Origin of the sequence: Streptomyces katrae, from assembly GCF_000717655.1 — a bacterium.
Classification (GTDB): Bacteria; Actinomycetota; Actinomycetes; order Streptomycetales; family Streptomycetaceae; genus Streptomyces; species Streptomyces katrae_B.
Map to the genome: position 1 here is coordinate 101507 of NZ_JNZY01000010.1, position 13697 is coordinate 115203.

Annotated in this window: 9 protein-coding genes; 5 read left to right on the forward strand and 4 right to left on the reverse strand. The window is 72.4% G+C overall.

The window, feature by feature from the left end; all coding sequences use genetic code 11:
- Nucleotides 1–11: 11 nt before the first annotated feature.
- On the reverse strand, nt 12–1853 hold the full coding sequence (kstD, locus tag IF09_RS0114190) for a 3-oxosteroid 1-dehydrogenase (protein WP_199920437.1): 1842 nt from the start codon (nt 1851–1853) through the stop codon (nt 12–14).
- A 212-nt stretch (nt 1854–2065) separates the two neighbouring features.
- Complete coding sequence (locus IF09_RS0114195; RefSeq protein WP_030295533.1) at nt 2066–3190, reverse strand: aminoglycoside phosphotransferase family protein; 1125 nt, start codon at nt 3188–3190, stop codon at nt 2066–2068.
- A 231-nt stretch (nt 3191–3421) separates the two neighbouring features.
- Between IF09_RS0114195 and IF09_RS0114200 the strand changes: the two genes are divergently transcribed.
- On the forward strand, nt 3422–4903 hold the full coding sequence (locus tag IF09_RS0114200; RefSeq protein ID WP_030295535.1) for a hypothetical protein: 1482 nt from the start codon (nt 3422–3424) through the stop codon (nt 4901–4903).
- A gap of 127 nt (nt 4904–5030) precedes the next feature.
- Here the strand turns inward: IF09_RS0114200 and IF09_RS0114205 are convergent, their stop codons facing one another.
- Together IF09_RS0114205 and IF09_RS0114210 are read right to left on the reverse strand one after the other, a co-directional pair.
- Entirely contained in the window at nt 5031–6455 is a 1425-nt protein-coding gene (locus IF09_RS0114205; RefSeq protein WP_030295537.1) for a PP2C family protein-serine/threonine phosphatase, read from the reverse strand.
- 219 nt (nt 6456–6674) lie between these two features.
- Nucleotides 6675–6923 carry an SCO4226 family nickel-binding protein gene (locus IF09_RS0114210; protein WP_030295539.1) on the reverse strand — a complete coding sequence of 83 codons (249 nt, stop codon included), beginning with the start codon at nt 6921–6923 and terminating at the stop codon, nt 6675–6677.
- A 319-nt stretch (nt 6924–7242) separates the two neighbouring features.
- Between IF09_RS0114210 and IF09_RS0114215 the strand changes: the two genes are divergently transcribed.
- The 4 genes from IF09_RS0114215 (at nt 7243) to IF09_RS0114230 (ending at nt 13695) form a co-directional block, all read left to right on the forward strand.
- The gene (locus IF09_RS0114215; RefSeq protein ID WP_030295541.1) at nt 7243–9453 is read left to right on the forward strand and encodes a xanthine dehydrogenase family protein molybdopterin-binding subunit; all 2211 of its coding nucleotides are present in this window, start codon (nt 7243–7245) and stop codon (nt 9451–9453) included.
- A gap of 29 nt (nt 9454–9482) precedes the next feature.
- A complete protein-coding gene (locus IF09_RS0114220) occupies nt 9483–9953 on the forward strand; it encodes a (2Fe-2S)-binding protein (protein WP_030295542.1) in 471 nt (156 codons plus the stop codon).
- A 136-nt stretch (nt 9954–10089) separates the two neighbouring features.
- Nucleotides 10090–11691 (forward strand): helix-turn-helix domain-containing protein, encoded by a 1602-nt coding sequence (locus tag IF09_RS0114225; protein WP_078613241.1) that lies wholly within the window; start codon nt 10090–10092, stop codon nt 11689–11691.
- Between the two features lie 51 nt (nt 11692–11742).
- On the forward strand, nt 11743–13695 hold the full coding sequence (locus IF09_RS0114230) for an APC family permease (protein ID WP_037634841.1): 1953 nt from the start codon (nt 11743–11745) through the stop codon (nt 13693–13695).
- The last annotated feature ends 2 nt before the right edge of the window (nt 13696–13697 follow it).

Below are 13697 nucleotides of genomic sequence, written 5' to 3' on the forward strand. Positions count from 1 at the left end.
GTCACCGGCACCTACGCGTCCGCGATGTCGTTCGCCGCCACGTAGCCGAACGTCATCGCGGGGCCGATCGTCGACCCGGCCCCCGCGTAGCTGTGCCCCATCACCGCCGCACTCGCGTTGCCCGCCGCCCACAGGCCCCGGATCACCGAGCCGTCCGGCCGCAGCGCACGCGCCCGCGCGTCCGTGACGATGCCGCCCTTCGTGCCCAGGTCACCCGGCACGATCTTGAAGGCGTGGAACGGCGGCGACCAGATCGGGGCCAGGCACGAGTTCGGCTGCACCCCCGGGTCCGTGTAGTAGTGGTCGTACGCCGTGTCGCCCCGGTGGAAATCGGGGTCGGTCCCGTTCCACGCCTGCGCGTTGAACCGGTTGAGGGTCGCCCGGAGCGCTCCCGCCGGGACCCCGATCTGGCCGGCCAGCGCGTCCCAGGTCCACGCCTTCTTCGCCGCGCCCGCCTGGTACCACGAGTCCGGGAAGACGATCGTCGGCAGGACGTCCTTGAACAGGTACTTGTTGCGGTAGTTCTGATCCACGATCAGCCACGCCGGGATGTGCGAACCGGCCGAGCCCCGGTCCTTCTCGTACATCACGTGCACCACATCGCTGTACGGCGCCGCCTCGTTGACGAACCGCGCGCCCGCACCGTTCACCATCAGCCCGCCCGGCAGGGTCCGTTCGGCGAGGCAGAAGTACGGCTCGCCCGGCAGCGGGATCGAGGGACCCCACCACGCGTCCTCCATCAGCGCCAGCGCCGCCCCCGCCCGCTGCCCGGCCCGGATCCCGTCGCCCGTGTTCTCCTTGGCGCCCACCGACCACTGGGTGCCGGTCGGCTGCTGCTGGTACTGCGCCCGCATCTGCGCGTTGTGCTCGAATCCGCCCGAGCCGACGACCACGCCCCTGCGGGCCCGTACGACCCCCCGTACACCCTCCTTCTCCACCACCACACCGGTGACCGCGCCCGCCTCCTGGACCAGGTCGACCAGCGGGCTGTTCAGCCAGACCGGCACCCCCGCCTGCATCAGTCCGGCCCGCAGGCCGGCCGCCAGCGCCTGGCCCATCGTGAGCGGCTCCTGCCCGCACAGCGCGGCCTTGGCGCCGCGCGCCAGGCACTCCGTGGACACCGCCAGGCCCTTGGCGTTCACGGCCGCCAGGTTCAGCCACTTGTAGTCCTGGCTGAACACCACCATCCCGGGCGGGACCGGCATGTAGGCCGGGTTCAGCCGGGCCAGTTCACCGCCCAGGATGTGGCCGTCGATCTGGTCGGGCTCGATGGACCGGCCGTTCGGCAGCCCGCCCGGGAGGTTCGGGTAGTAGTCGCTGTACCCGTCCATGTACCGGAAGCGCAGCGGGCTGTTGGCCATCACGAAGTCCAGCATCCGCGGACCGTTGGCGAGGAACGCAGCCTGCCGGTCCGCCGACGAGCCGTCGCCGACGACCGCCGCCAGGTACGCCGCCGCCTTCTGAGGGGTGTCCGGCACCCCCGCGGCCAGGATCACCGAGTTGTTCGGCAGCCAGATCCCGGCCCCCGAGCGCGCCGCCGAACCGCCGAACGTCGGGGCCTTCTCGACCACCAGCACGCTCAGACCCCGCTTGGCGGCGGTGAGCGCGGCGGTCATTCCGGACGCCCCCGACCCGACCACCACGACGTCGTAGTCGCCGAGCGGAACCCCGTCCGCGGCCCGCGCTACGGCCGACGGCAGCACCGTGGCGGCGACCACCCCCGCCCCGGCCCCGGCGAGGACCGTCCGGCGGGAGGGGAGCGCAGGGCTCGCGGGATCGGCCGGCACGGAACCGGGGCTCGCGGGATCAGGACGTACGGGACCGGGGCGTACGGGACCAGCGTTTGCCGACATGGGCGGGCTCCAGCGGAGTGGGGAGGGCGGGGACGGCGGCTCCAGCATGTCTGATGCCGAGTCAGAAAAGGTGTTCGGGGGATCATGTGATGTCAAGGCATGCGCAGGGGTGGCGAGACGGGCGGAGACGTCCCCGGACGCACGAAATCCCGTGGTACGCACATCGAGTGCGTACACCACGGGATTTTCGTACGGGGTGCGGGCCGCCGGGATCAGCGGGTCCCGACCGCCGCGCGTACCGCCCTGCGGGCCATGCCGCAGTCGTCGTGCAGACGGCGCAGCAGCAGCCGCTGCTCCTCGCCGGAGGACAGGGCGCCCGCCGCCAGGGGCTGGGTCGGGGCGGTCGCCAGCATGGAGCGCTGGACCGCCGTCTCGCACATCCGGATCTCCCTGGTCAGCACCAGCATCAGGTTGACCAGGAAGGCGTCCCGCGAGGCCGGACCGGCCGACTGGGCGAGCCGGCTGATCTGACTGCGGGCCGCCGGGGCGTCGCCCAGCACCGTCCACAGCGTTGCCAGGTCGTACCCGGGCAGGTACCAGCCCGCGTGCTCCCAGTCGAGCAGCACCGGCCCGGCCGGGGACAGCAGCAGGTTCGACAGGAGCGCGTCACCGTGGTTGAACTGCCGCTGCACACCGGCCAGTTTCAGCCCGCACAGCAGCTTCTGCAGATCACCCAGGTCCCGGTCGGTGAGCAGTCCCAGCTCGTGGTACCGCGCCACCCGCTGCGCGTAGTTCAGCGGGTCCCCGAACAGGTCGGTCGGCGGACGCCACTGGTTCACCCGGCACACCGCGCCCAGGGCGGCCCGTACGTCGGCCCGCGGCGGGGCCTCCACGGGGTGCCGCTGCAATGCTGCGACCCGGCCCGCCATCCGTTCGACCACCAGCGTGCAGTTCTCGGGGTCCGCGGCGATCAGCCGCGGCACCCGGACCGGCGGGCGGTGCCGGACGAACGCCCGGTACGCCGCTATTTCGTGCCGGTACCGCTCGCGCCATTCCGGCGAGTGGTCCAGTAAAACCTTGGCGACGGCGGTCATCCGGCCTGTCGTCCCGACCAGGAGGACCGACCGGCCGCTGCGCCGCAGCACCTGAACCGGAGCGAACTCCGGACAGATGCGCTGCACCGAGGCGAGCGCGGTGCGCAGCTGCGCACCCTGCGGCCCCGAGAGGTCGATTCTTCCGCTGAGCGGCTGCGATCCGGCCCCCGGCATCCGCCGCGCCCGTACGGCGCCCTGCGCCGGGGCCGCCTGGCGGCCGGGGTCGAGGTAGGGGCCGCCGCCCGCCTGGAGCGTGCGGTGCGGCCGGACCGGGGCGGACACGGAGGACGTTGCTGCATACATGGCGTTTACGGATCCCTTCGTGCGCCGACGAGTTGCGTACGCCGCCCCGCCGGTCCCGTACTTCACCCTGGGGAGTTCCGCCCGGAGACCGGGTCGGGGAGGCGCATTCCTACCTGACACCCGGCCGTGGGTGGCGGACCATCTTGCGTGCCCTGGCGAAGCCTGGCGAATAGTCGCTGGGCATCTGACGGCGGGCTACTGTCAAATCAGCCGAGAACCTGGGGGCTTGACGTGAGCAAAGGACCAAACACCCGCTTGAACGACTTGTTCGGCCTGGCCGGCTGGTCGAAGGGTGAGCTGGCGAGGATGGTCAACCGGCAGGCGGCGGCCATGGGCCACCACCAGCTGGCCACCGACACCTCGCGGGTACGGCGCTGGATCGACATGGGGGAGACCCCGCGCGAACCGGTGCCCACCGTACTGGCAGCCCTGTTCACCGAGCGGCTCGGTCGTGTCGTGACCATCGAGGACCTCGGGTTCGTACGGCAGCGGCGCACCTCCAAACGGCAGCCGGACGGGGCGAAGGACAACCCCGAAGGAATGCCGTGGGCGCCCGAACGCACAGCCGCGGTCCTCACCGAATTCACGGGAATGGACCTCATGCTCAACCGACGCGGTCTGATGGGCGCGGGTATCGCGCTCACCGCAGGCTCCGCCCTCACCCACGCCATGAACGACTGGCTGCACACCGATCCCGCCCCCGCCAAGGCCCCGCAGGCCTTCGGCGACTCCTTCCAGGCCGACCCGGCCGGCTACGACCGCTACGAGGCCGCCCCCATCGGCTCCCAGGAGATCGAGGCCCTGGAGCGCTCGGTGGAGGTCTTCCGCGCCTGGGACGCCTCCCGAGGGGGCGGACTGCAGCGCAAAGCAGTGGTCGGCCAGCTCAACGAGGTCGGCGGCATGCTCGCCTACCACCACCCCGACCACCTGCAGCGGCGGCTGTGGGGCGTGGCGGCCAACCTCGCCGTGCTGGCGGGCTGGATGTCCCACGACGTGGGTCTCGAACCCACCGCGCAGAAGTACTTCGTCATCGCCGCGCACGCCGCCCGGGAGGGCGGGGACCGGCCGCGGGCCGGCGAAGCGCTGTCCCGCGCGGCGCGCCAGATGGTCCACCTGGGCAAGCCGCACGAGGCCCTCGACCTCATGAAGCTGGCGCAGTCGGGCTCTGGCGAGCAGACCCTGCCCCGTACCCGCGCCATGCTGCACACCATCGAGGCCTGGGCCCAGGCCTCCATGGGCAAGGGCCAGGCCATGCGCCGCACCCTCGGCGAGGCGGAGGAACTGTTCGTGTCGGACAAGGGCGACGTGCCCCCGCCGTCGTGGATGCAGAACTTCGACGAGGCGGACCTGCACGGCATGCAGGCCCTGGCGTTCCGCACCCTCGCCGAACACGACCCCTCGGTCGCGCCGATCGCCCAGCGGCACGCCCGGGAGGCGCTGCGGCTGCGGTCCGGCGGCCACCAGCGCTCGCAGATCTTCGACTACATCTCCATGGCCTCGGCCTGCTTCATCGCCGACGACCCCGAGCAGGCCGACCGCTACGCCCGGCTCGCGCTGGTCTCGATGAACGAGACCTCCTCGCACCGGACTTGGGACCGGCTGCGGGAGATGTACCGGCTCACCGGCCAGTACGCCGGGTACGCGCGCATCGAGGACCTGCGCGCGGAGATCAAGATGGCCCTGCCGAACAGCCCGACGCAGCGCACCGTCTAGGCCTTGCGCGGGAACCCCCTGCCGGTGCGGGCACCGGCACCGCCGTCGGCATCCGTACGGAGACGAGAAAGGCCGCGCCGTCCGGCGCGGCCCTGAGAAGCGGTACCCGTCGGACCGTCGTCGGTGCTCAGCCCCCGACCCTCGCCACCAGGACGCAGGCGTCGTCCTCGCGTTCGCTCTCGCCGAACTCCTCGACCACCATCCGCACGCAGTCCTGCGCCGACCGCGCCGCCGTGAACCGCGGCGCGAGGGCCAGCAGCCGCTCGGTGCCGTCCGCCCGGCTGAACTCGATGCTGCGCGGCGTCAGTCCGTCCGTGTGCAGGACGAGTAGGTCGCCGGCCTGCAGCCGTTCCTCGGCCTGCCCGTACGCCGCTCCGGAGGTCGCGCCCAGCAGTACGCCCTCCGGCGGCTGCAGGGCGCGGCCCGAGCTGCCGCGGAACAGCAGCGGGGCGGGATGGCCGGCCTGCGCCCAGGAGAGCATCCGGCGCGCGGGATCGTAGCGGCAGCAGACGGCCGAGCCGAGCGCCGGCTGTACGGAGGTCTCCAGGAGCTGGTTGAGCCAGCCCATCAGCGGGCCCGGCTCGATCCCGGCCATGGCCATGCCGCGCAGGGCGCCCAGCATCATCGCCATGCCGGAGGTGGCCGTCACCCCGTGCCCGGTCAGGTCTCCGACCGTCAACAGCGAGCGGCCGTCGGGCAGTTCGAGCGCGTCGTACCAGTCGCCGCCGATCAGGGCGCTCGTCGCGGAGGGCAGGTAGTGCGCGGCGACGTCGAGCGCGCCGGTGGTGTGGTGCGGGAACCGCAGGGAGCCGCGCCACGGGGGGAGCACGGCTTCCTGCAGCTCGACCGCAAGCCGGTGCTCGGTCTGCGCGATCTCCCGCCGGCGCTGCAGCGAGTCACGGGACTCGCGTTCGGTGCGCTGGCTTCGGCGCAGCTCACTCACGTCCCGGAGCACGGCCCACATGGAGGCCGTGCAGCCGTCGGTGTCGAGTACCGGCTCGCCTCGCATGTGCAGCGTCCGGACGCGGCCGTCGGCCCGGACGATGCGGAACTCGCCGTCGATCGGTTTGCCGTCGACCAGACAGGCCGTCACCATCGAGGTGAGCAGCGGCTGGTCCTCGGAGAACAGGGTGGAGCCGAGTTCGTCGAGCGGGAGCGGGCCCGCCTCGGGCGAGCGGCCGAAGATCTGGAACAGCTCCTCGGACCAGTTGACCTCGTCGGTGAGCAGGTTCCACTCGGCGCTGCCGACACGGGTCTGCTGGGGCTCGGTCCCGGTCGCGGGCGCCCCCTCGGGGAGCTCGCCGAGGTCGGGGGCGGGCGGCAGGCCTTCCTTGAGCTGTCCCAGGTGCTCGCGCAGGTCGTCGAGGTGGTGGACGGCGAGGTCGCACAGGGCGCGCTGCCAGCGGCCCTGGGCGTCGTCGTCGTCGACGACGGTGTCGCGGCGCACCGCGTCCACTTCGCCGCGCAGCCGCCGGGTCTGCGAGATCAGGGCGTCCACCGAACCGGGCTCGGGCGGCTGCGCGGGACGGTCCGCGAAGAGGTGGGACGGCATGAGAACTCCGATACAGGCGGCGCGGCACGGCCAAGTCTGAAGGAAGGACCGGTTACGACTGTTGCACAGGCGGCGACGGCCCGTAAGGCGTTTGGCAACATCCGTAACGTCGTTGCTTCTGGCATGTGCCAAGGGCCTCCCGGCCCCCCCTTCGCCTGTACGAACGTTTCCGGTCAGCCCCTGCAGGCACCCCGTCGGCGGTTCCCGGCCGCCTCCGGTTCACACGGCGATCGGCACCGGGTGGATCTCGTTGGCCGGGTGCCCCGTGCGCTCGTGGATCCGCTGCACCGCCTCCGCGGACGGCGCCTCGGACAGGCAGTACACCGTGCCGGATTCCGGGTCGGCCCAGGCGCGCTCGAAGTGCACCTTCTCCTCGCCCTCGATCGCCAGATCCGCCCTGTGGGCGGCCATCAGCTCGGCTTCGGTGATGCCCTTCATGCCGTGGTGGACATCCATGTACATCGCCACCGCCGCACACCTCCTCACGTGTCTTTGCGAGTGCAGCCCTATCCCTCCCATCGTCCCCCCGCGGCCGGAAACCGGCCCTCCGGAGGAGGCGGATCGATCGTACGGACGAGATGTACGAGGCCTCGGTGCGGCTGAACCCGTATCCGAGCCGGATCGACACCCCCGCGGAAGTACCCCCCGAACGAAGGACCCCCTCCCCGAGCGGCCCATCCCGTCGTCGCGCTTCCCACCCCATCCGGCGATCGCTACTCTACGTGTCGGTAACGAGCCGGGGGAGGTCCGCGAACGCGGACCGCACAGGGGTTGGGGACACAGCGACATGACCGGGCAGAGCCGCCGCTCCTTCCTCACGTACCTCGTCGCGGCGCCGACGCTGGCCCTCGTCACCCGGGCCGGGGCCGACGTCCTCGCCCCGCAGCCCGCCCACGCCGTGGTCCCGAGCCTGCCCGCCCCGGCCGATCTGGTGGACCTCGGCGATCTGTTCATCCTGGCCGGCGCACCCACCTCCGCCCTGCTGGCGCTCGCCGTCGAGGCGGACGGAACCATCCGCTTCCGGCTGCCGCGCGAGGAGGTCGGCCAGGGGCTCACCACCGCCGTGGCCATGCTCGTCGCGGAGGAGCTCGACGCGCCGCTGGCCGCCGTCCGCGTGGAACTGGACGATGCGCGGCCCGAGCTGCTGTTCAACCAGCTCACCGGAAGCTCCAACTCCATCCGCTCCCTCTACGGGCCGGTCCGGCAGGCCGCCGCCACCGCCCGGGCCCGCCTGGTCGCCGCGGCCGCCCGCCGGTGGGACCTCGCCGCGTCCTCACTGACCACCGCGAACGGCGCCGTACGGGCCCCCGACGGCCGCACCGCCGACTACGGCAGCCTCTCCGCGGCCGCCGCCGACCCCGCCCTGGTCGTCCTCGGCGCCACCCCGAAGAGGGCGGCGGAGCACTCCCTCGTCGGCAGACCCACCGGCCGGATCGACGCCCGCGCCATGGTGACCGGTGCCCAGCAGTACACCCTCGACCTCGACGTGCCCGGCGCCAAGCCGTGCGTGGTGCGCCGCCCGCCCAGCCTCGGCGGCAGCGTCAGGGCCGTCGCCAACCTCGCCGCCGTCCGCGCCATGCCCGGCGTCCTGCACGTGGTCACCGTCCCGACCGGGGTCGCGGTCGTCGCCGAGACCTTCGGGCAGGCCCTCGACGCCAAGGCCGCCCTCCAGGTCACCTGGGGCCCCGGCCCCGCCGACCGGCTCTCCGACGAACAGATCCGCGTCAAGCTGCGCGCCGCCACCCCGCCGCTGCCGGTGCCGCCGCTGCTCACCCCGTACGTGGACGCCGAGTTCGACTTCGCCTTCGTCAGCCACGCGCCCATGGAGACCAACTCCGCCGTGGCCGACGTACGGGAGGACCGCGCCGAGATCTGGTCCGGGCTGAAGTCCCCGATCGTGGCCCGCGAGACCATCGCCGCCGATCTCGGCCTGCCGCTCGACAAGGTCACCGTGCACGTGATCCAGGCCGGCGGCTCCTTCGGGCGGCGGCTCTTCTTCGACGCCGCGCTGGAGGCCGCCCGCGTCTCCAAGGCCTGCCGCCGTCCCGTCCGGCTGATGTGGACCCGTGTCGACGACACCCGGCACGGCCGGATGCGCCCCGCCACCCACCACAAGATCCGTGCCACCCACCTGCTCGGCGAGGTGCTCAGCTTCGAGCACCGGGTGGCCGCCGCCGAAACCGACTTCCGGCACGGGCTCGGCGAGATCGTCACCGCCACTGCCGCCAGCCTGCCGCTCGGCGTCGGCAACGCGACCCTCGCCCAGACCCTGTTCCACACCACGATCAAGTCCCCGTACCACTTCGGGCTCACCACCCACGGGCTCAGCGAGGTGCCCACCGGCATCCCGACCGGCTCCTGGCGCTCGGTGTACTCCGCCAACACCCGGGGCGCCGAGGAGATCGTGGTCGACGAACTCGCGGCGCGGACCGGCAAGGACCCGTACCAGTTCCGGCGCACCTTCCTGAAGACGGCTGCCCAGCGCGCGGTGCTCGACAAGGCGGCGACGGAGGGGGAGTGGGGACGGCCGATGCCGGCGGGCTGCGCCCAGGGCATCGCCTTCCACGACGAGTACAAGTCCCGCACCGCCTGTCTGGTCGAGATCGACGCCCGTGACCCGGAGCACGTCCGCGTCACCAAGGCCGTCATCGCGGTCGACGTGGGCCTGCCCGTCAACCCGCGCGGACTGGAGGCCCAGATGATCGGCGGTCTCACCGACGCGATCTCCACCACCCTGAAGGCCGGGCTGCACCTGGACAACGGGCTGCCGCTGGAGGGCAGTTACAGCCAGTTCCACTGGGCCCGGCAGCGTGACACCCCGCAGGACGTGCGTGTCTTCGTGCTGCCGGCCGCCGGCGAGGAGCCGGGCGGCGCGGGCGAGCTCGGCCTACCCGCCGCGGTGGGTGCCATCGCCAATGCCTGGGCCCGGGCCACCGGCAAGAAGCCGCGCAGCTTCCCCCTCGACTTCGACGTCGACTTCACCCCGTACCCCCGCTAGAACAGCCCGTCAGTTCAGGAGAGTCCGCCGTGCCCTCGCACACCTTCACCGTCAACGGGCAGAGCGTCACCGTGGACGCGCCCGACGATCTGCCCCTGTTGTGGGTGCTCCGCGACATGCTGGGCGTACGCGGCCCCAAGTACGGCTGCGGCGTGGACGTCTGCAAGGCCTGCACCAGCCATCTCGACGGGGTGGACATCCGCCCGTGCGTGGTGCCGGTCTCCGCGTGCGCCGGTAAGAAGGTGACCACCATCGAGGGGCTGGCGAACGGGGACGAGCTGCACCCCGTGCAGGAAGCCTGGCTCGAACAGGACGTCGCCCAGTGCGGCTTCTGCCAGCCCGGCCAGATCATGGCCGCCGTCGCGCTGCTGAAGCGCACCGCCTCGCCCACGGACGAGGACATCGACGCCATCGCCAACATCTGCCGCTGCGGCACCTACTTCCGCATCCGGGAGGCCATCCGCAGCGCGGCCGCCCGGATGCGTGAGACACGGGCGTGAGCGAGTGGGGCCCCGGGGACTCCCCCGTCGATCCCGGGGCCCGACCGCTCGGGGTCAAACCTAGGCGGCCGGTGGCCTGTTCGCAGGGTCCGCCCTGCACAGTGACGGGGCGGGACGGGTATCACTGAGCACAGTGATGGCCGGTGGTCGACCGCGACGGCGCGACCCGGACCGAAGGGAACCCCTCATTTCGCACCCGCCCGTCCCGCAAACACCCGCGGACCGGTCGCGCAGCCGGTCCGAGGACATCCTCAAGCTGCACCGGCTCGTCCACTCCGGCGGCTCGGCCGCCCTGCTGGAGTGGCTCACCGCCCGGCTGGGCGGCTGGACCGGCGTGGTGGACGCCGACGGAGCCGCCGGTCCGGAGCTCGCCGTCCGCGGGGCCGCGGAGTTGCGCGCCCGGGGCGTACGCTCGGCCGTCCTGCACGGCGAGCGCTCGGCCGCGCTGCTGTTCGCGCTGGACGGAAGCCGCGCGCTGGCCGCCGTACTGGACCTGCCGCACCACCCGGGAGCCTCCGCCCTGCTCGCGGACGCCACCGCCGTACTGGCCCTCGCCCTGCGCGCCGAGGAGGCCGAGCGGCGCGAGGAGCGGGCCGAACTCGCCGAATCACGGGCCCGCGAGGCCGTCCTGCACCTGCTGATGAACGGCCGGCTCTCCACCGCCCACCAGATCGCCGAGGCGCTCTGCCCCTCGCTGCCCGAGCCGATGCGGATGTACGTCGTGGAGTGCCGGGCCGGGGAGCGGGGCGAGGTGGCCCGGCTCTGCGAGGAGCTGACGGGCGGCCGGGCCTGGACCGTGCGCTGCCCGGTCTACGTGCGCCACCTCATCGTCCTGGTCCCCGGCGATCTCCCGGCGACCTCCGCCGAACACGATCCGCTGGCCGAGGCATTGGTGGCAGTGGCCCGCGACTGCACGGTCGGGGTCAGCGCGGAGCTGCGGCTGCGCGAGGCTCCGGCCGCCTACACCCAGGCCTTCCACGCCCTGGCCGTCGCCCGCGGCCGCAGCGGACGGCACGCCCGCTTCGGTCCCGGTCCCGAGCTGGAACTGGCCGCCCACACGGCCGGGACCGGCTGGGCCGAGGCGTTGCTGGCGCCCCTGCACGAGTACGTGCCCCGGCGCCCCCAGGACCCCGGCGCGCAGGAGCTGCGGGCCACCGCGCACGCCTGGCTGAACTTCTGCTCGCACGCGACGCGGCTGCTGAAGATCCACCGCAACACCCTGGCCACCCGGTTGCGCCTGATCGAGTTGGTGCTCTGCCTGGACCTCGCGCGGCTCCCCGAACAGGCGGCGCTCTCGCTGGCGCTGCGGCTGACCCCGGGCGGGGCGGCGGTTTCATGGGGCAGCGGCGCCGGGTATTCCCACGGCGGCGCTCCCGGCGCTCCCGGCGCTCCCGGCGCTCCCGGCGCTCCCGGCGCTCCCGGCGCTCCCGGCGCCCCGGCCGATCTGGACGGCGTACTGCGCCACCCCGACCTGGCGGCCTGGGCCCGTGCGCATCTGGCGCCCCTGACCGGGCGGGACGCCCCGCCCGGCGCCCGGGATACCGTGCGGGCCTGGCTGCGCCACGACGCGCACCTGGTCCCGGCGGCGGCCGCGCTCGGCATCTCGGTGGCGGGCACGCGCAAACGGCTGACCCGGATCGAGACCGTGCTGGAGCGCTCGCTGCTGCGTTCGCCGAGCGCCCGCTACGACCTGTGGCTGGCTCACCGGGCCGAGGAGCTGGCCGGGTTCGCGGTATGACACAGCCCCAATAAGGGACAAAGTGCATGAAATATGCACGATCATGCCGGGATGAGGCGTATCAATCTGAAGCGCGTGCTGGTGGGTGAACCGCTCGACACCGCGCGACTGGGCGAGACCCTGCTGCCCAAACGGCTCGCACTGCCGATCTTCTGCAGCGACCCGCTCTCCTCGGTGGCCTACGCCACCGAGGAAATCCTGCTGATCCTCGCCCTCGGCGGCGTCGCGCTGCTCCACCTCGCCTGGTACGCGGCCGCCGCCATCGTCTTCCTGATGATCGTGGTCGTCGCCTCCTACCGGCAGACCTGTTACGCCTATCCCGGCGGCGGCGGTGCGTACATCGTCAGCTCCGAGAACCTCGGCCAGACCGCCGCCCTGACGGCCGCCAGCGCGCTGCTCGTCGACTACGTCATGACCGTCGCCGTCTCCGTCGTCTCCGGCGTGGACGCCATCACCTCCGCGATCCCCTCCCTCAGCGACCACGAAGTCGGCCTGTCGGTGGGGTTCGTGGTGCTGCTGATGCTGATGAACCTGCGCGGCGTACGGGAGTCGGGACGCATCTTCGCCATTCCGACCTACGGCTTCGTCCTCGTCATCTACGTCATGTTCGCCGTGGCGGCGGTCCGGCTCGCGACGGGCGAGACCATCCGCGCCGAGTCCGCCGACCTCCCGATCACCGCCGAGGGCACGTTCACCGGCCTGGGCCTCGTGCTCCTCGCGATGCGGGCCTTCGCCTCCGGCTGTACGGCCCTCACCGGCGTCGAGGCGATCAGCAACGGCGTACCCGCCTTCCAGAAGCCCAAGAGCCGCAACGCCGCCAACACCCTTGCCGCGATGGGCGTCCTGTCGGTGACCATGTTCCTCGGCATCACCGTCCTGGCCATGGTGTACCAGGTGCACGTCGCCGCCGACCCGACGGAACTGGGCCTGCCGCCCGGCACGCCGATGTCCACCGCGCTCGCCCAGATCGGCCGTGCCACCTTCGGGAGCTGGCACTTCCTCTTCTACCTGCTCCAGGCCGTCACCGCGGGCGTGCTGATCCTCGCCGCCAACACCGCCTTCAACGGCTTCCCGATGCTCGCCTCGATCCTGGCCAAGGACCGCTACGCACCGCGCCAGCTCTTCAACCGCGGCGACCGGCTCGTCTACTCCAACGGCATCGTGCTGCTCGCGCTCGCCGCCGTCGCCCTCATCGTCTCCTTCGACGCCCAGCTGACCCGACTCATCCAGCTCTACATCATCGGCGTCTTCGTCTCCTTCACCCTTTCCCAGGCGGGCATGGTCCGGCACTGGCGGCGGGAGCTCGCCTCCCCGGCCACGCCCAAGGCGGAACGGATCCACATCCACCGCCGACTGGCGATCAACGCGGTCGGCGCCATCCTGACCGCCGTCGTCCTGGTCATCGTCCTGATCACCAAGTTCACGCACGGCGCCTGGCTGGTGGTCATCGCGATGCCGCTGCTGTTCCTCGGCATGAAGGGCGTCCGCCGGCACTACGACCGGGTCTCGGCCCAGGTCGCCGTCGCCCCCGGGGTCAGACCGCGCAAACCTTCCCGCCACCACGTGCTGGTGCTGGTCGCCAACGTGCACGCCCCGACGCTGAAGGCGCTCGGCTACGCACAGGCGCTGCGGCCGGACACCCTGACGGCCGTCACCGTCGCCGCCGACGAGGAGGACGCGCGCCGGCTGCGCGGGGCCTGGGCGGAGCACGACCCGGGCATCCCGCTGAAGATCCTGCACTCCCCGTACCGCGAGGTCGTCGGACCGGTGCTCGCGCACATCCAGGAGCTGGCCGCCGCCGAGGGTACGGACATCCTGTCGGTGGTGATCCCCGAGTACGTGGTCGGGCACTGGTGGGAGCAGCCCCTGCACAACCAGAACGCGTTCCGGCTGAAGGCGAGGCTGCTGTTCACCCCGGGCGTCGCGGTGATCGACGTACCGTACCTGCTGGAGTCGGCCCGGCCGGCCGCACCGCACGAGCCGGCGGAGTCGACGAGGGCCTGAGG